The 18,854-nt window shown below is 28.8% G+C and carries 13 protein-coding genes; 6 read left to right on the top strand and 7 right to left on the bottom strand.

Annotated features, from left to right (window positions below; genetic code table 11):
* Window positions 1-21: 21 nt before the first annotated feature.
* Window positions 22-1,316, bottom strand: a protein-coding gene (locus tag AC2TEO_RS02930) for an IS3 family transposase (protein WP_442265571.1) whose coding sequence is annotated in 2 segments (ribosomal slippage) — window positions 22-950 and window positions 950-1,316 — 1,296 coding nt in all. Because the reading frame shifts where the segments join, the coding sequence is not laid out codon by codon here.
* 84 nt (window positions 1,317-1,400) lie between these two features.
* Window positions 1,401-4,004 carry an ATP-dependent chaperone ClpB gene (gene clpB, locus AC2TEO_RS02925; RefSeq protein WP_442266666.1) on the bottom strand — a complete coding sequence of 868 codons (2,604 nt, stop codon included), beginning with the start codon at window positions 4,002-4,004 and terminating at the stop codon, window positions 1,401-1,403.
* A gap of 229 nt (window positions 4,005-4,233) precedes the next feature.
* Here clpB and ytxJ point away from each other — a divergent pair, with 229 nt between their 5' ends.
* Together ytxJ and AC2TEO_RS02915 are read left to right on the top strand one after the other, a co-directional pair.
* Window positions 4,234-4,638 (top strand): bacillithiol system redox-active protein YtxJ, encoded by a 405-nt coding sequence (ytxJ, locus tag AC2TEO_RS02920; RefSeq protein ID WP_442266665.1) that lies wholly within the window; start codon window positions 4,234-4,236, stop codon window positions 4,636-4,638.
* A 55-nt stretch (window positions 4,639-4,693) separates the two neighbouring features.
* Window positions 4,694-6,247 (top strand): DEAD/DEAH box helicase, encoded by a 1,554-nt coding sequence (locus tag AC2TEO_RS02915; RefSeq protein WP_442266664.1) that lies wholly within the window; start codon window positions 4,694-4,696, stop codon window positions 6,245-6,247.
* 72 nt (window positions 6,248-6,319) lie between these two features.
* Here the strand turns inward: AC2TEO_RS02915 and fahA are convergent, their stop codons facing one another.
* Window positions 6,320-7,609 carry a fumarylacetoacetase gene (gene fahA, locus AC2TEO_RS02910; protein WP_442266663.1) on the bottom strand — a complete coding sequence of 430 codons (1,290 nt, stop codon included), beginning with the start codon at window positions 7,607-7,609 and terminating at the stop codon, window positions 6,320-6,322.
* A 176-nt stretch (window positions 7,610-7,785) separates the two neighbouring features.
* Here fahA and typA point away from each other — a divergent pair, with 176 nt between their 5' ends.
* The 3 genes from typA to AC2TEO_RS02895 all read left to right on the top strand — a co-directional run bounded on the left by typA (window position 7,786) and on the right by AC2TEO_RS02895 (window position 11,450).
* A complete protein-coding gene (gene typA / locus AC2TEO_RS02905; RefSeq protein WP_442266662.1) occupies window positions 7,786-9,555 on the top strand; it encodes a translational GTPase TypA in 1,770 nt (589 codons plus the stop codon).
* A 70-nt stretch (window positions 9,556-9,625) separates the two neighbouring features.
* Window positions 9,626-10,780: a class I SAM-dependent methyltransferase gene (locus AC2TEO_RS02900; RefSeq protein ID WP_442266661.1), complete on the top strand. Its 1,155-nt coding sequence runs from the start codon at window positions 9,626-9,628 to the stop codon at window positions 10,778-10,780.
* Window positions 10,781-11,045: 265 nt separating this feature from the next.
* A complete protein-coding gene (locus AC2TEO_RS02895) occupies window positions 11,046-11,450 on the top strand; it encodes a hypothetical protein (RefSeq protein WP_442266660.1) in 405 nt (134 codons plus the stop codon).
* A 415-nt stretch (window positions 11,451-11,865) separates the two neighbouring features.
* On the opposite strand, the gene AC2TEO_RS02890 is transcribed toward AC2TEO_RS02895, so the two are convergent.
* The 3 genes from AC2TEO_RS02890 to AC2TEO_RS02880 form a co-directional block, all read right to left on the bottom strand.
* Window positions 11,866-12,366 (bottom strand): hypothetical protein, encoded by a 501-nt coding sequence (locus AC2TEO_RS02890; protein ID WP_442266659.1) that lies wholly within the window; start codon window positions 12,364-12,366, stop codon window positions 11,866-11,868.
* Window positions 12,367-12,518: 152 nt separating this feature from the next.
* Window positions 12,519-13,553: a hypothetical protein gene (locus tag AC2TEO_RS02885; RefSeq protein ID WP_442266658.1), complete on the bottom strand. Its 1,035-nt coding sequence runs from the start codon at window positions 13,551-13,553 to the stop codon at window positions 12,519-12,521.
* Between the two features lie 242 nt (window positions 13,554-13,795).
* On the bottom strand, window positions 13,796-14,212 hold the full coding sequence (locus AC2TEO_RS02880; RefSeq protein WP_442266657.1) for a hypothetical protein: 417 nt from the start codon (window positions 14,210-14,212) through the stop codon (window positions 13,796-13,798).
* A gap of 761 nt (window positions 14,213-14,973) precedes the next feature.
* Between AC2TEO_RS02880 and AC2TEO_RS02875 the strand changes: the two genes are divergently transcribed.
* Window positions 14,974-15,201: a hypothetical protein gene (locus AC2TEO_RS02875; RefSeq protein ID WP_442266656.1), complete on the top strand. Its 228-nt coding sequence runs from the start codon at window positions 14,974-14,976 to the stop codon at window positions 15,199-15,201.
* 1,117 nt (window positions 15,202-16,318) lie between these two features.
* On the opposite strand, the gene AC2TEO_RS02870 is transcribed toward AC2TEO_RS02875, so the two are convergent.
* Window positions 16,319-18,769, bottom strand: coding sequence for a T9SS type A sorting domain-containing protein (locus AC2TEO_RS02870; RefSeq protein ID WP_442266655.1), 2,451 nt, complete (start codon window positions 18,767-18,769; stop codon window positions 16,319-16,321).
* Window positions 18,770-18,854 lie beyond the last annotated feature (85 nt).

The following is an 18,854-nucleotide window of genomic DNA, read 5'->3' as shown; positions in this document are numbered from 1 at the left end:
GTTATTTATTGATTAAATATATTAAACATCATCTAAAGCTATAGCTTTAGATGATGTTTTTTTTCGATATGATTTTATCTTCATTTTATTTTGTTGATGTGCCTGGTTAGGAGTTTTAAAATGACATGACCAATGCGGTCTTTTAGAGTTATAAATAGTTATTGATTGCTTTACTATTTTCTTCATTATCTTAATATCTAGATTTGTGGTAGCAATAAAGAACTCTTGTTTTAAGATTCCATTAACCCGTTCAGCTATCGCATTTTGATATGGATCGTATGATTCTGTCATACTACATTTAATATTATGTTTTGATAAAATATTTTGATAGATGTTACTACAGTACTGCAATCCTCTATCTGAATGATGGATAAGTTCCTTCTCTGGATATACTCTATTTTTCATAGCTATCTCCAAGGCTTTTACCGTTGAGCTTACTTCTAAAGTTTTATCCAAATGATATCCTATGATTTTCTTAGAATATGCATCTGTAATTAATGATAAATACATAGGGTTCTTACGATTGCCTAAATATGTAATATCTGCTACCCATACTTGTTCTGGTCTATTTATTTCCAGATTTTCAATAAGATTAGTATGTTTTCTAAAACGATGATGAGAGTTGGTTGTAATGTGATAACTCTTTTGTCGTTTTATCAATAGTTTATTAGCTCGTAAAATATCAAATAATCGATCTCTTCCAACAGCTAAACTGCTTAATTCCTCCGAAAGAAGATAATACAGTTTTCTTGTCCCAATACTTGGTTGTTCCATTCTTACACGCTTAACCAATTCAACAACCTTATTGGCTATTGATTGAGATTTCTTAACTCTATAGTTAGCTCGATAATAGACCTGTCTGCTAAACCCAAGTAATTTACAGGTAGAAGAAATACTTTCTTTCTTTTGTAAAACAAACATATCAATTACTCGGTTTTGGAGTTTTTTCTAATAGGAATATTATACTCTTTCTCAGCTAAATCAATCATCATATCAAACAGTATCGCTTTCTTCTCTGATGCTGCTGCTTGAGCTTTTAAACGATTGTTTTGCTTTTCTAATTGACGTAATTTTTGCTCTAACTCTAATAATTTTTGTTCTGGTGATTTTGGCATATTAGATGGTGTTTGATCAGTCCAATCAAAGTTACCATATTTTCTCAACCATACTAAAACAGTACTTCTTCCTTGAATCCCATATTTAAGTTGAGCTTGTTTGTAGGTTAATTCGCCTTTTTCTACTTCCGATACAACCGAAAGTTTAAAACTCATCGTATAATCTTTCTGAGTACGTTTGCGGTAAATGTTGTCGTTCATAAGGTTACAAATTTGTGTAACGCTATTTCAGGACGAGACATTTTAATATATAAAAAAAAGAGGAAGTTAAAACTTCCTCTTTTTTTATTCTTCTTCATCATGAATTGGATTTCGAAACACTAAAGTTCCATCAAATTCATCTAGAAGTATAAGACTATCATTAGATATTTTTCCAGCTAAAATTTCTTTCGACAATAAGTTTAACACTTGTTTCTGTATAACTCTTTTTACAGGTCTTGCGCCAAACTCAGGTTGAAATCCTTTTTCGGCTAAATGCGTTATAGCTTGCTCTGTAGCGTCTAAAGTTATGTTCTGAGCAGAAATCATTTTTTTAATATGATTTAACTGTAATCGAACAATTGATTTTATATTGTCTTTCGAAAGTGGTGTAAACATGATAATATCATCAATACGATTTAAAAATTCTGGCCTAACACTTTGTTTTAAAAGCCCTAAAACTTCTTCTTTAGCTAAATCCATAGAGGCTTCAATAGCTCCATTCATAGTTTCATATTTCTCTTGAATGATATGACTTCCCATATTAGATGTCATGATAATAATGGTGTTCTTAAAATCAGCAACACGGCCTTTATTATCGGTTAATCTACCTTCATCTAATACTTGTAAAAGAATATTAAAAGTATCAGGATGTGCTTTTTCTATTTCATCTAATAAAACTACAGAATATGGTTTTCTTCGAACAGCTTCAGTTAATTGTCCGCCTTCATCGTAACCAACATAACCTGGAGGCGCTCCTACTAATCGACTTACTGAATGACGTTCTTGATATTCACTCATATCTATTCTTGTCATTGCATTTTCATCATCGAATAAATAGGAAGCTAAAGCTTTTGCTAATTCTGTTTTACCAACCCCAGTTGTTCCTAAGAAAAGGAAAGAACCAATTGGTTTGTTCGGATTTTGTAATCCAGCTCTAGAACGTCGTACCGCATCAGAAACTGCTTCAATAGCTTCTTCTTGTCCAACAACACGTTTATGTAATTCATCCTCTAAGCGAAGTAACTTTTCACGTTCAGACTGTAACATTTTCGTAACAGGAATCCCAGTCCATTTGGCAACAACTTCAGCAATATCATCGTAAGTAACCTCTTCTTTAATTAAAGCATTATCACTTTCGTTAATTAAAGTTTCTTGTTGTTGTTCTAATGCTTCTTGAGCTTCTTTTATTTTACCATATCTCAGTTCGGCAACACGACCATAATCTCCATTACGTTCTGCTTTTTCAGCTTCTAATTTATAATCTTCAATATCAGTTTTTAACTTTTGAATTGTATCTACAACACTTTTTTCAGATTGCCATTTCGCATTAATATCATTACGTTCTTCTTTTAAATTAGCAAGATCTGCATTTAATGATTTCAATTTTAAATCGTCATTTTCACGTTTTATCGCTTCAATTTCAATTTCTAATTGCATTATTTTACGATCTAAAACATCTAATTCTTCAGGTTTAGAGTTGATTTCCATTCGAAGTTTAGCTGCTGCTTCATCCATTAAATCGATAGCTTTATCTGGTAAAAATCGACTCGTAATATAACGTTGTGAAAGTTCTACAGCTCCAATAATTGCTTCATCTTTAATTCGAACTTTATGATGTGTTTCGTATTTTTCTTTTATTCCACGTAATATAGAGATTGCACTTTCTGTATCTGGTTCATCAACCATTACTTTTTGAAAACGACGTTCTAAAGCTTTGTCTTTTTCAAAGTATTTCTGATATTCGTCTAAAGTAGTAGCACCAATTGCTCTAAGTTCTCCACGAGCTAATGCAGGCTTTAAAATATTTGCAGCATCCATTGCTCCTTGTCCGCCACCAGCACCAACTAAAGTGTGAATTTCATCAATAAATAATACAATGTCACCTTCAGAAGAAGTAACTTCTTTTACAACTGCTTTTAATCGTTCTTCAAACTCTCCTTTAAATTTAGCTCCAGCGATTAAAGCACCCATATCTAAAGAATAAATTTGCTTGTCTTTTAAATTTTCAGGAACATCTCCTTTAATGATTCGGTGAGCTAATCCTTCAGCAATAGCTGTTTTACCTGTACCAGGTTCACCAACTAAAATAGGATTGTTTTTAGTTCTTCTTGAAAGAATTTGAAGTAAACGTCTAATTTCTTCATCTCTACCAATAACCGGGTCTAATTTTCCATCTTGTGCTAATTGATTTAAATTTTTAGCATATTTATTAAGGGCATTATAAGATTCTTCTGCACTTTGAGAGGTTACTCTATTTCCTTTGCGAAGTTCTTCTATAGCTGCTTTTAAATTTTTCTCATTTACACCTTGATCTTTTAAAAACTGAGCAATTTGACTTTTTGATTTAAAAATAGCTAAAACTAAATGTTCTACAGATACATATTCATCATTCATTTTTTTAGCAATAATACTAGCTTCATTTAAGGTTTTATTTGCCTCTCTTGATAGCATAATGTCAACTCCATTAACTTTAGAAAAACTTTCTAACTGTTTTTCTAATACTTGAGAAACTAAATCGATATTTACATTTAGTTTTTTCAATATGTAGGGTAATACATTTTTATCAACTTGTAATAAAGCTTTGAAAAAATGCTCATTCTCAATTTGATTGTGATTGTATTCTTGCGTGATTTGTTGCGCAAGTTGAACAGTCTCTTGTGATTTTATTGTATAGTTATTAAAATTCATTTTCTCAACTTTTTTTATTTCACACAGTAATAGTCAAAATACATTCCAATGTGTTAATAGTGTCGTTTTGTCGTGTTTTTTTGGTTTGTACTGAAATTATGTCGTTATTAGATGTTTTTTAATAGAATATTATTGAAGATTTTACTCATGAGCTTATAAAAAAGTAACTTTGTAAGTAATCGAAAAAAAGTAAGACTACGCTAAAAGTAATTTATTTTAAAAGTAAGATATGGGAGTTTTTGGAAATTTTTTTAAAAAATCATCTGAACAAAAGAAAGAAACTAAACAAAATAATATTAACTGGATTCCTTTAAAAACAGTTGATCAAATTAAAGCTGTTACTAAAAGATCGCACAATAAACCTGTAGGGATTTTTAAGCATTCAACACGTTGTGCCATTAGTAAAACTGTAATTAAAAACTTCGATCAAGGTTTTTCAAAGGAGTTAAATGATAAGATTGATGTTTTTTATGTAGATTTATTAAACTATAGAGATGTTTCTAACGAAATAGGTTATGAATATCAGGTGTTGCATCAATCACCTCAGTTTCTTTTAATTAATAAAGGAGAAGTTATTTTACACGCTTCTCATTACGATATTACTCAAATTGATTTAGAAAAAATCCTGAAATAACATGTAGGTTTTACAAATAGGTTGTATTTTTGAACTTTCAAAAAAAATTAACCTTTTGAGCGTCACAGAGTCAAAAAATAAAGTAGGGAAGAGCCTATATAACTATCAGAAAGAAGCATTATTCAATATTTTTAAAAGTTTTGAAAATGCTCCAGAAAATTATCATTTGTTATACCAATTACCAACAGGTGGAGGTAAAACTGTTATTTTCTCTGAAATTACTCGTCAGTATTTAAAGCATTATCAAAAAAAGGTTTTAATAATGACGCATCGTATTGAGTTGTGTAAGCAAACAGCAAGAATGCTAGGAGAATTCGGTGTAGTAAATAAAATTATTGATAGTAAGGCGGAATTAGATGATCAAGGTGATTACGATTGTTTTGTAGCAATGGTAGAAACCTTAAATAATCGTTTGAATGATGATATTTTAGATATATCAGATGTAGGATTAGTAATTATAGATGAGGCACACTATAACTCATTTACAAAGCTTTTTAAGTTTTTTAATAAGTCTTTTATATTAGGTGTTACGGCAACTCCACTGAGTTCTAACATAAAAATGCCTATGAAAGATAATTATGATCAATTAATTGTTGGAGAAAGTATTGCTACTCTTATAGAAAATGAATATTTAGCTAAAGCAAATATATATTCGTATAATGTAGGTTTAACTTCTTTAGAAGTTGGAGCTAATGGAGATTATACAGTTAAATCATCTGAAGATTTATATACTAATTCCAACATGTTATCTAAGCTTTTACAAGCTTATGAAGAAAGAGCAAAAGGGACAAAAACATTAATTTTTAATAACGGTATTAATACATCACTTTATGTATATGATACTTTTAAAAGGGCAGGTTATCCAATTGCACATTTAGATAACACAAATACAAAAAAGGAAAGAGATGCTATCTTAAAATGGTTTAATCAAACTCCTAATGCAATTATTACTTCTGTAAGTATTTTAACAACAGGGTTTGATGAACCTTCTGTTCAATCTATAATATTAAACAGGGCAACTAAATCATTAACATTATATTATCAAATGATTGGTCGTGGTTCTAGAATTATTCCTGGTAAATCTCATTTTAATGTAATAGATTTAGGTAATAACTTTCACAGATTTGGACCTTGGGGAGCTGATTTAGATTGGCAAAAAATGTTTAGAGCACCTAATTTCTATTTGGATAATTTATTGACTGACGAAGATATTGAAAGTACTTTTAAGTATGAATTACCAGAAGACGTTAAAAAGGAGTTTGCTAATACTAAAGAAGAAGATTTGTATTTCGATGTAAAACGAGTTTATGTTGATACTATACAAGCTGGTCAAAGTTCTAAAAAAGTACTAGAGAAGTCTATAATTCATCATACTAAAATGTGTGTTGAAAATAGTGAAGATGTTTTTGATGCTTTAATTTTAGCAAAAAAGTTAGGTGGAGATATAGATGATAGAATTCATAGGTATTCTAAATGTATTTGTAAATCAACTCATAATTTTATTGATTGGTTACAAGATGATTATAGAAAAAAATTAAACTCACACATTAGAGCTAATTTTGATGATGTATATGAGGAAGTTTTTGGTCATCCACCCCCAGAAGAGTAAAAAAATAAAATATAAAAAAAACCATTTCTATTTAGAAATGGTTTTTTTATGTTATTAAAAATAATGTGTTATTTATTTTTTAAAAGGCTTTGCAGGTAAAATTTTACCAGTACATTCTCCAAATCCGATTCTTACGGTATCATTTTTAGAATATCCTCTCATAATTACAGTATCATTATCGTTAATAAATTTACGTTCACTACCGTCATTCATTTTAATAGGGTTCTGACCTCTCCATGTTAATTCCAACATTGATCCAAAACTATCTTGAGTAGGCCCAGAAATTGTACCACTACCCATCATGTCTCCAGCTTCAACAGGACATCCATTTATAGTATGGTGCGCTAATTGTTGTGCCATAGTCCAATACATGTATTTAAAATTTGAATTACAAACTACAGTTTCTTTCTCATTTTCTGGTTGAATAGCCATTTGTAAGTTGATGTCGAAACTGTGTTTACCTTCATGTTGTAAATATGGTAAAGGTTGTGGATCTTGTTTAGGATTGTCAACTCTAAAAGGTTCTAAAGCATCTAAAGTAACAATCCAAGGAGAAATTGTAGAAGCAAAGTTTTTTCCTAAGAAAGGTCCTAGAGGTTGGTATTCCCATGCTTGAATATCTCTAGCAGACCAATCGTTAAATAAAACTAAACCAAAAATATAATCTTCAGCTTCTTCAACTGAAATACGATCTCCTAGGTCATTAGATACAGTTGTAATAAATGCCATCTCTAATTCAAAATCTAATAATTTTGAAGGACCAAAATTTGGAGAACCACCTTCTTCAGTAGGTTTAGATTGTCCTACAGGTCTATGAATTGGTGTTCCTGAAGGGATAATAGACGAACTTCTACCATGATATCCAATAGGAATGTGTAACCAATTTGGTAATAAAGCATTTTTAGGGTCTCTAAATAAACTACCTACATTTGTAGCGTGTTCTTTACTAGCATAAAAATCTGTATAATCTCCAACTTGTACAGGTAAAAGCATTTCAACCTCATCCATTCTAAAAATGATTTTATCTTTGTGATCAGCATTATCACGAAGTTTACCATTTTTAACATCAAATATATCAGCGATTCTATTTCTAACTAATCGCCAAGTTTTTCTACCATCAGCAATAAAGTCATTTAAAGTATCTTGTAAAAAAATATCATCAGTTAATGGAATTCCTTCAAAATACCCTAATTGATGTAAAGCACCTAAATCAATTGCAAAATTACCAATTCTTGTTCCAATGGTAATAATATCATCACGAGTTAAGAAAACTCCAAAAGGAATATTTTGAATTGGGAAATCTGAAGTTTCTTCAACTTTCAACCACGATTTACGATTTGGGTTATTGGCTGTTATTTCCATTTCGTTTTTTAGTTAATTGTTTCACCAAACCTACATATTTTTTCAATTCACAACAAACTTTAAAGGCTAAAAAATACAGATATTTTTCCTATAAATATGTTAAGAATAAATATGTTCTTCATTATTAGTGCAATTCAATGTGAAACATTACTTTTGCGGCAAATTAATGTAGCATTATGCAATCCATAAGAAATATAGCAATTATAGCCCACGTAGATCATGGAAAAACTACTTTGGTTGATAAAATCATAGACCAGGCTAAAATATTAGATGAGCGTAAAGAACGTACAGATTTATTATTAGATAATAATGATTTAGAAAGAGAACGAGGAATTACGATTTTATCTAAAAACGTTTCTGTAAATTATAAAGGAGTTAAAATTAATGTAATAGACACTCCTGGTCACGCTGATTTTGGTGGAGAAGTAGAACGTGTATTAAAAATGGCTGATGGTGTATTATTGTTAGTTGATGCCTTTGAAGGACCAATGCCACAAACACGTTTTGTATTAGGTAAAGCATTAGAGTTAGGATTAACTCCAATAGTTGTAGTTAATAAAGTAGATAAAGAAAACTGTACTCCAGATTTAGTTCACGAAAAAGTATTCGATTTAATGTTTGCTTTAGAAGCTACGGAAGAGCAGTTAGATTTTACGACTATTTATGGTTCAGCTAAAAATGGATGGATGAGTACAGATTGGGAAAAACCAACTGAAAATATTATTCCTTTATTAGACGCTGTTTTAGAAACTATTCCAGAAGCACCATACAGAGAAGGAACACCTCAAATGCAAATTACGTCATTAGATTATTCTTCATTTAAAGGAAGAATAGCAATTGGTAGAGTTTATAGAGGAGATCTAGAAAAAAATAAAGATTACATGTTATGTAAAGCAGATGGTACAACTAAAAAAGTTCGTATCAAAGAATTACATGTTTTCGAAGGAATGGGTAAAGCTGAAACAGATAAAGTTCGTAGTGGTGATATTTGTGCTGTAACCGGAATAGATGATTTTGAAATTGGTGATACAATTGCAGATCTTGAAAATCCAGAAGCTTTAGATCGTATTGAAGTAGATAAACCTACAATGAGTATGTTATTTACAATTAATAATTCACCTTTCTACGGAAAAGAAGGTAAATATGTTACATCTCGTCACTTACGTGATCGTTTATATAAAGAAACTGAAAAAAACTTAGCTTTACGAATTGAGGATACTGATACTGAGGATAAGTTTAATGTTTTTGGACGTGGAATTCTTCATTTATCTGTTTTAATTGAAACAATGCGTAGAGAAGGATATGAATTACAAGTAGGTCGTCCACAAGTAATTTTGAAGGATGTTGATGGTGTAAAATGTGAACCTTATGAAACATTAGTTATTGATGTACCTGAAGAATTAGCTTCAAAGGCAATTAACTTAGTTACAATGCGTAAAGGTGATTTATTAGTTATGGAACCTAAAGGAGATTTACAACATTTAGAGTTTGATATTCCTTCAAGAGGTTTAATAGGTTTACGAAATAAATTACTAACAGCAACTCAAGGTGAAGCAATTATAAATCACCGTTTAAGAGGTTACGATGCTTATAAAGGTGAGTTCTCTGATTTGGTAAATGGAGCTATTGTTTCTTCAGAAAGTGGAAAAGCTACAGCTTATGCTATCGATAGATTACAGGATAGAGGTAAATTCTTTATCGATCCTAACCAAGAGATTTATAAAGGTCAGGTTGTAGGTGAAAATGCTAAACAAGATGATTTAGCTGTAAACTTAATTAAAGGAAAGAAGTTAACAAATGTTCGTGCTTCTGGATCTGATGATGGAGTTAAAATTGCTCCTAAAATTGATATGTCTTTAGAAGAATGTATGGAATACATCAAAGATGATGAGTATTTAGAAGTTACTCCTGAAAGTTTACGAATGAGAAAGATAAACTTTAGATAAAACTAAATTATTATATTAGTAATAAAGGTCGTTCTTTTGAGCGACCTTTTTATTTTAATACCTTTACCGAATGAATGAATTTGGACAACTTTTTCAAGCTTTAAAAGAAGCAATTTTAAACGATAATTTTGTAAAGTTAACATTGAGTAAACCTATAAGTAAAAGCTTTAATTTACCTAATGTTTATGTACGATTGGTGAATATCAAAAATCAAAAACAATTGCAGTTCACGTATCGATATAACACAAACGATCAAACAAAGAATTATAGTGTAGAAGAAGCCTTTGAAGAGTTAGAAACATTGTTATTAGAAAAATTCAAAGCAGCTACTTTATTTACTTTGGAATCTGACTTGTTAGTTATGATTTCTAAAAAGAAAAAAGTAAGTTATAGAACTACTGCACCAAGTTTTAAAAATAAACTTCCCGAAATTCATGATAAGCCTAAGGAAAAGAGAATAAACCTTTCAAGTAGTTATTTGCAATTTTTAGGAATTACAGATAAGAACAATAAAGTAATTCCTAAAATGGCTGATAAATATCGCCAGATTAACAAATATTTAGAAGTAATTGAAAGTTTAATTGCTTCTTTAGATATGAACAAAAAACTACAAATTGTAGATATGGGTTCTGGTAAAGGGTATTTAACTTTTGCTTTATACGATTACCTAGTCAATTTAAAAGGGTATAATGTATCTATAACAGGAATAGAACTAAGAGAATACTTGGTAGATTATTGTAACGATATTGCTAAAAAAAGTGGTTTTGATCAGTTGAACTTTATTGCGCAACGTATACAAGAATACGACAACGATAAAATAGATATTTTAATAGCTTTACATGCGTGTGATACAGCTACAGATGATGCGATTTACAAAGGTTTAATGGCAAAATCTGAATTAATTATTTGTGCGCCGTGTTGCCATAAACAAGTACGTCAGCAAGTAAAAGGTAGAGAGCAGGAGAGTCCGTTATTAAAATACGGAATCTTTAAAGAGCGTCAATTTGAAATGATTACCGATACCATTCGAGCATTAATTTTAGAAAAATTCAACTACAATACTAAAGTTTTCGAATTTATTAGCAGTGAACATACACACAAAAATGTAATGTTGATTGGTAGTAAGTCTAGCAAAAAGAAAGATATAGAAGGTATCGATAAAAAGATAGAAAGCTTAAAAGAGCTGTATCATATCGATCATCATTATTTAGAGACGTTGCTGTAGTAAGTTATTTATAATCTATTGTCACTTCGAGTAAAATTATTTGTAATGTAATGAAGAATAATTTTGTATCGAGAAGTTCTAGTTACACAAATTGTTCTCGATATATTTTTACTACGTTAACACTCCATAAAAACACTCGAACTGACATATGTGTAAATTAATATTGTATTATTATAGAGATTTATGGAAAAGAAAACTTTAACAAAAGAGCAGTTATCTAAACGTTTTTTTTAGACGATTAAAAGATTATAGAAATAATCGAAAGTTGATCTTTTTTGATGAAGTTGATTTTAAACAGACAAATCTTCAAATCCAAATCAATGAAGATGATGTGTCTGTTGTATTATTAAAACTCAAGAATTCTGAACAAATTCTAATAACTATTCGAGCTTTATATCACATTAAAAAATCTGTAGTAACTAAAATAGATGCTAAAGATTTAGATGATTATAAATATCTACCTCATGAAAATGCTCTAGAACTTCGACAAAAATCGCTATTTCATAAATTAAAGAATAAGTTTGAACTTACATTTTTAATTGGAATAATTCGAATACAAATCAAAAACAATTCGTTTATTGATTTGTATATGACCAGAGCTAAATATTTATTTGTTTTAACAGATATGATTAAAACGCTTAGAATGTATAGTGGTTATGAGATAGTTTGAAGTTTTTATTAACTTTGTAAAGTTTATTATGCGTAACGATTCAATGTAACAATGATAGGTGTTTTTTTGTATTCTAACTTTAATTATAGAATTTACCTTTGTTTTTATGTTTTAAATCAAATATAGTTAAAAGGTTAGTTATTTGATTTTTTTGTCATAACATATGGTTTTTAGTAATTAGAATTCTATGTTATCTTTTAAAAATTCCTTTTATTAATATTTTCACTATAAATTTGGTTTATATGTTTTTATGATCTCTGTTTTTGTAGTGAAAAAATCTCATAACTGTTAGTTAGAAGTTAAAATTATTATACAATAATTTTAAGTTTAATATAGGATTTTGTAATTCTGAGTAAAAATGAATGCAGCTACCCTGTCTTAATTTCATTTATAAATTTTCGTAAAGTTGTTATTTTTAATTTACATTATGTTTATCACAACCATTAATTCTTTTTTCTTTTGTTAGAGTCCAAACATTAACTACTTTGTGTTTAAGTTTATTTTCTAAATCGGGTTCTACCAATTCAATTTCTACTATACAATCAGTCGCGATTTTGTAATTAGATTTTTCTATTAAATATCCATTCACATAGACTTCGTTATTTTTTTTTAATCCAAAAAAATCATTCAATTCAGATTGTGTTTTAAAAGCAATTTTTTGTTTTAAACGAATAAAAATAATTCCATTTTCAGTCAGATTGAAGAATTTATGTTTTTTACGATTTGATTTATCTTTTAGAACGCTTATTTCATCAATTGATTCCTTTGCTGTTGCGATTACATTTTCGTTTGCAATAATTTCTTTTTCGATAATGAATGTAGGGCAGTTGTTTTTGGTTAAAGGTAGTTTTACATAATGATTTTGGGAATAGATATTCGAAAAAACTAAAATAAAAATAAAAATTATTCTTTTCATATGCGTTTCGTTATTGTTGAAAAATAATGATCTTGGATATGAGGGATAGCGAAATTCTACTCATGACTTTTTCGATTTTAAACTGACTTTTGTTTTACCTTTTGCTTATAACTCTTACTACTGTTATTTATGCAGTATGTTACAATAGTTATTTATTGAGAACACTGATTGTTTAAAATTTGATTTATAGTCGGGTTATATAAGTTATTTTGGATATTTAAAGATGAATTTCCTTCACTTACTAGTGATACTAAACCACAAAAATCTGAAAGATTTTCATTATCGGAAATAGTAATACCCTCATGTATGTACGTTAGATTAGCTAATCCATTTAGATTTGATAATGATGAATTACTTGTTATCTTAATTTTTTCCCCTACTTTATTTATATTTGAAAGGCCATCGATATTTTCTAATGAATTATTGTTAGATATTGTAATACTATAAGATTGTGTTATATTATTTAATCCATTAATATTTATTAAAGATTTGTTATTTTTTATTTTCAAATTTCCAATTTGTGAATAAGGGGCAGATAAAAAATCCAAATTTAATAAGTTTTCATGGTCTAATATACTTATAGATCCAATTACTCTAAGTTTACCTAATTTACTTATTTCATAAAGGTTATCATTATTTTCTAGATGCAAGTGTCTAATATAATCAATTTCATTAAATCCATTTACTGTCTTCAATGAATCATTGTTTGAGATAAATATATTTGATGAAAATAAATTTTGAAAACCGTTAATACTTTGAAGATTTGAATTGTCAGTGATATATAAAGATGTAACATCATCATAAATTTCATTAAATCCATCAATTTTAACTAAAGAATTATTTGACTGAATTGATATGGATTTTACTTGTTTTATATTATTTAATCCATCTAAATTTTCAAGTAAATTGTTATTGTAAATTTCTAATTCCCCGAAGATGTATTTTAGATTACTTAATCCTTTTGTGTTTGTTATCAGGTTATTATAAGAATTACGTTCTCCAATCTTTACAGAACCAGTTACTCTGTAATATCCAAATTGTGCAAAACTATCAATTTGTTTTTGATTAATAAAACAAACATCTCCTGTATATGTATTCCAATTACTAATTTTATCTTCAGTTTCATCTTTACCACATCCTAATAGGATAGCTATAATAAGAAGTGATATTATTTTTGTTGTTTTCATAATTATTACTAACTATTTTTATATTTATTTTCATTCAATATACAGAACCATTAAAGCTGTATATACTTACTTTTTATTAAAAAATAACTCAGAAAAATAAGGAATAGGAGGAAGTATCTATCACTTTTTCATTTTTCAACAAGTTAAAGAAAAGAAATTTTTTATAATAAACAATAGAATATCTGTAAATAAGTGATAAAGTGAAAAAAAAACCTAAATTTAATTATGGTTAAAAAGGAAAATTAAATTTCTTCATCGAACATTTTTTCAAATTTCCATAAAGATACTTTTCGTATTCTTTGCATTCGATCTGATAATTCAGCATTATAAGTACATCGAGGAGGATGAAAGCCAATCCAATTAGGAAAATAACGCTTAGCCATAGTGTAAATACTTCTATCAAAACGCTTAGAACGCATGAAATTTTTATCATTTTCTATACCAATGACTAAATATGTAAGATAAGAAATTACATATTTAAAAGCTTCAGGTAAAGGCCATTTTGCCTCCCAAAGACCTTCGTCTTCATATGTAAAAGACTGAGAAAATCCTTCAATTTCCATTTTAGGATTTTCAATATCAGAAGTTGTAGGCAAACTATTACGATATCTAATAAATGTTATCCAAAACCAGATTCGTAAATAAAGACTTATGAGCATTAGTTTTTAAATTATACCAATAAAAAAATAAAAAGGTCTCGACTGCGCTCGACCAGACACATTTAATGACATTAATTAATTGAGAACAATACAAAAGCGATTAAAAATAAGTTTTTTTTCAAATCTTTTTTATTGTGTTTCCTGCGCAAAATCTATGGAAAGAAATAATTTATTCACAGGTATATAGATTACTTCACTGTAAAATGTTCGATTTATAGTGATCGAAAAAAATTAATTCTCTAACTGAGATTAAAGCTTAACCTATTGATAAGAATTTTAAAAAATCAAGGTAGAAGGTTAGCCGAAAGATGAAAAGCTGTATGAGCTTTAGGGAGTTCTTTTCATCTGTGGTTGTTGATACCTTAGTATTTTTAAATTCTTATCATTTCAGTCTTGATTTTTGCTCCTTTGTATCAAGGAAAAGGAGAGGAAATATAGGTTATTTAGAATTTTAATAAAAATAATTTTATAATATTACTATTGCTCAGTGGAGCTATCGTGAAGTTATATTTATACAAATTGTTCTCGATATATTTTTTACTACGTTAACACTCTATAAAAAACACTCGAACTGACAAAAATGTATAAATTAATATTCTATTATTATAGAGATTTATGGAAAAGAAAACTTTAACCAAAGAGCAGTTATCTAAACGTTTTTTAGACGATTAAAAGACTATAGAAATAGTCGTAAGTAGATCTTTTTTGATGAAGTTGATTTTAAACAGACAAATCTTCAAATACAAATTAATGAAGATGATGTGCCTATTGTATTACTAAAACTCAAGAATTCTGAACAAATTCTAATTACTATTCGAGCGTTATATCATATTAAAAAATCTGTAGTAACTAAAATAGATGCTAAAGATTTAGATGATTATAAATATCTACCTCATGAAAATGTTTTAGAACTTCGACAAAAATCTTTATTTCATAAATTAAAGAATAAGTTTGAACTTACATTTTTAATTGGAAAAGTTCGAATATAAACCAAAAACAATTCGTTTATTGACGTGTATATGTCTAGGGCTAAATATTTATTTGTTTTAGGAGATATGATTAAAACGCTTAGAATGTATAGTGGTTATAGAATGGTTTAATGGTTTTGTTTATGAATAGCAACTGATATTCACGCACTAGCTTTTCAGTTACATATAGGTCTAATTTTATATTCTCTTTTTAAGAGTTAAATTAAAATTTGTTGTACTTCATGTATAAACATAAACCTTTCGCTTAAGTACTTATAAGTTTTGCTTCATACACGTTATTAGTTAACGTTATTTATTTTTTTGTTTTGCGTAAATATTAAATCATCAACTTTCATTTTTGAATATTCAATATTCTTTGAAATATCTAAAAGCTGTTCTAACAGTATATCATTATTTCCATAAGACATTTCTAACTCACAACAAATCTTTTCAAATTCATAGCAAAGGTTTGAGATTTTGTCTTTTAATGATTCTGTTCTTTCTTTTGTTATAAGTTTATTTTTCTCTGTTATATTTTCATTTGACCAATCAAAATGCTTTTTAATTAGTTCGAAATGTGTTTCATCTTCATTGAGTGGTTTAAACCCTAAACTTGTAGCGACTTTTTTAGAGTTTAAATAATTAGTTTCACTAAGATTATTTTTATCAATTGTAATTTTTTGTCTATCATAATCCTTTTTGTTGTCTTAGAAGATATATGGAATAATAGGCTCTTTTAAGGATTTTGTTAAATATCCCTTTTTTCTTGATTCTTTTGTTATATAACAATGCAGATCATTTATACCTCTATCCTCTATAACACCAATAAATTCTCCCTATTCATTGGAAATAAAGAAGAAGTAACTAAAAGAATACGGTTTGATTTCAGGGAAAGTGATTTCAGATGAAACCTTTGATAATAATATATTTTCACTGATTTGTCTCAGGAATATTTGTTCTTTTTAATTTCCTTCTGTCACAAATTTGGTTTTAATTTTGGGTAACGGTTTTGTGTATGGTTAGTTGGCGTGGTTTAAGCTATAAATTTAATAAATAATAAAGTGCCTATAAGCCTATAAGTATTTTCTAAATAAGTAACAAAAAGAAATTAATTATACACTTTGTTGTGCACAGTATTTTATTTCTTTATAAACTTTATAACTTGTTTTGAATTATCAAATTCTACTTCTAAAAAATAAATTGAATTGGGTAAATCATTTACATTTAGTTGATAATCCAATGTCAAAAGAGATAGTTGTATAGAGTTTAATAACCTTCCATTAAGATCATAAATAGAAATAGCCTTTATAGTCGAAAACGTTTTAATATTTAACATTTTATGTGTTGGGTTAGGGTATATTAAAACACTTTTTTTAGAATATTCCTCAATACTAAGACTTCCTTGTGTGTTCTTATACCAAATAATTTTATCATCATCAAATGAAGCAGATAAAACATCTATATTATTATCATTGTCTATATCTATAGCATAAACTGATGATGGATTATCTACATTAGTAGTTATAATCTGTTGTGCGCCAAACACACCTTGTCCATTTGTATTTTCATACCAAGCTATTTTGTCATCATTTCCAGAAGCAGAAATTACATCTTTATCACCATCATTGTCAATATCTATGGCATAAACAGAACTAGCTCCATCTGCAATGGTAGTAATTATTTGCTGTGTACCAAATACACCTTGTCCATTTGTGTTTTCATACCAAGCTATTTTGTCATCATCCCTAGAAGCAGAAAGTATATCCATATCTCCATCTCCATCTATATCAATAGAATAAATGGAACTTGCTCCATATGCATTGGTGGTAATTATTTGCTGTGCGCCAAATGTACCTTGTCCATCTAAATTTTCGTACCAAGCTATTTTGTTATCATTCTCAGAAGCAGAAAGTACATCCATATCTCCATCTCCATCTATATCAGTAGAATAAACAGAACTAGCTCCTTCCGCAATTGTTGTTATATTTTGCTGAGAAACCATTATTCCAAAGCCATTATTCTCATGCCAAACTATTTTATTATCAAAATAAGAAGCTGTAATAATATCCATATCTCCATCTGCATCAATATCAGAAGAATATATTGAAGTATATCCATTACTAGAATACCCAGTATATTGAATGGTTTCAAAATTACCTAAACCATCTATATTTCTATACCATGCTATACCTGTATAAAAAGCGCAAAGCACATCATTATCACCATCGCCATCTAAATCAGTTGCATGTACAGATTTTGCGCCAATTGCATCTGTGGTAATAATATGCTGATTCCCATAATTAAATTCACCATTTATATTTTCATACCAAGCTATTCTATTATCATTTTCTGAAGCAGAAATTATATCCATATCACCATCTCCATCTACATCTGTAGAATATACTGATTTTACACCATCAGCAGATGCTCCAATAGTTTGTTGGTTTCCAAAAGTGCCTTGTCCATCTAAATTTTCGTACCAAGCTATCTTATCATCTGTACTAGAAGCAGAAAACACATCTATATTACCATCATTATTTATATCAGATGCTAATACAGATAAAGCTGTATTAGTATTATTGGTAATTATTTGTTGACTTCCAAAAGCGCCTTGTCCATTTATGTTTTCATACCAAACTATTTTGTCTGCAAAAAACAATGATACTAAAACATCCATATCTCCATCATTATCTACATCTGCTGCATATATATCTATATCTTCTGTAATATTTGCAATAATTTGTTGATTTCCAAAAGCGCCTTGCCCATCTGTATTTTCATACCAAACTAATTTACCTTGATTATATGAATAAGCAATTATATCCATATCACCATCCCCATCTAAATCAGTTGCATATTTTGTAGATATTCCCTCAAAATTATCTATAACTTGTGGGTTCCCATAAGTAGAACCATTAATGTTTTCCGACCATGATATTACATCATCAGAATTAGAGGCTAGAATAGCATCCATATCTCCATCACTATCTATATCTGCTATATAAGCTGAAGAAATATCTTGACTAGTAGATATTAACATTACTTGTCGACTCCCAAAAACACCTTGTCCATTTGTATTTTCGTACCAAGTAATCATATTATAAGCATAAGAAATAGCTAGTACATCCATATCCCCATCAAAATCTATATCGGTTGCATATATAAAATGACTATTGCCAGATGTAGTAATAATTTGCGGATTAGAAAAAGTACCAAAACCGTCTTCGTTTTCATACCAACTTATTGTGCCTTCAAAAAGAGAAGTGGTAAGTATATCTTCATCACCATCACCATCTAAATCGGTAATATATATAGCGTGAATTTTGCCAGATGTAGTGATAACGTGTGGGCTAAAATAAGTACCTAAACCATCAATATTTTCAAACCAAGTTAATTTTCTCTCAAATGTTGATATTGATTCTGAAATGGAAATCACGTCTTTATCTCCATCACCATCAATATCAGAAACATATACGTTTTTAGCATTTTTGGTTTGAGGAAATTCATCAACAATAATTTTTTCATCAAAAGTTATCTGGCCAAAGCCAAGCTGAGACATGAACAATAGTATAAGCAATTTGTTTTTCATAATTATGTAATATGGTTTTGTTTTTTTTACTATCGAGTATATTATGTACAACGTATTTGTGTATGATTTTTTGCGGGAAAAAGAC

The organism is Tenacibaculum aquaeponti (assembly GCF_057221555.1).
Note: the sequence above shows the minus strand (reverse complement) of the source record. Positions and strands in the feature narration are given on the sequence as shown.

Coding starts and splice junctions, on each gene's coding strand:
- clpB (WP_442266666.1), bottom strand. CDS start 4,004: ATGAATTTTAATAACTATACAATAAAATCACAAGAGACTGTTCAACTT.
- ytxJ (WP_442266665.1), top strand. CDS start 4,234: ATGGGAGTTTTTGGAAATTTTTTTAAAAAATCATCTGAACAAAAGAAA.
- fahA (WP_442266663.1), bottom strand. CDS start 7,609: ATGGAAATAACAGCCAATAACCCAAATCGTAAATCGTGGTTGAAAGTT.
- typA (WP_442266662.1), top strand. CDS start 7,786: ATGCAATCCATAAGAAATATAGCAATTATAGCCCACGTAGATCATGGA.
- AC2TEO_RS02900 (WP_442266661.1), top strand. CDS start 9,626: ATGAATGAATTTGGACAACTTTTTCAAGCTTTAAAAGAAGCAATTTTA.
- AC2TEO_RS02890 (WP_442266659.1), bottom strand. CDS start 12,366: ATGAAAAGAATAATTTTTATTTTTATTTTAGTTTTTTCGAATATCTAT.
- AC2TEO_RS02885 (WP_442266658.1), bottom strand. CDS start 13,553: ATGAAAACAACAAAAATAATATCACTTCTTATTATAGCTATCCTATTA.
- AC2TEO_RS02880 (WP_442266657.1), bottom strand. CDS start 14,212: ATGCTCATAAGTCTTTATTTACGAATCTGGTTTTGGATAACATTTATT.
- AC2TEO_RS02870 (WP_442266655.1), bottom strand. CDS start 18,769: ATGAAAAACAAATTGCTTATACTATTGTTCATGTCTCAGCTTGGCTTT.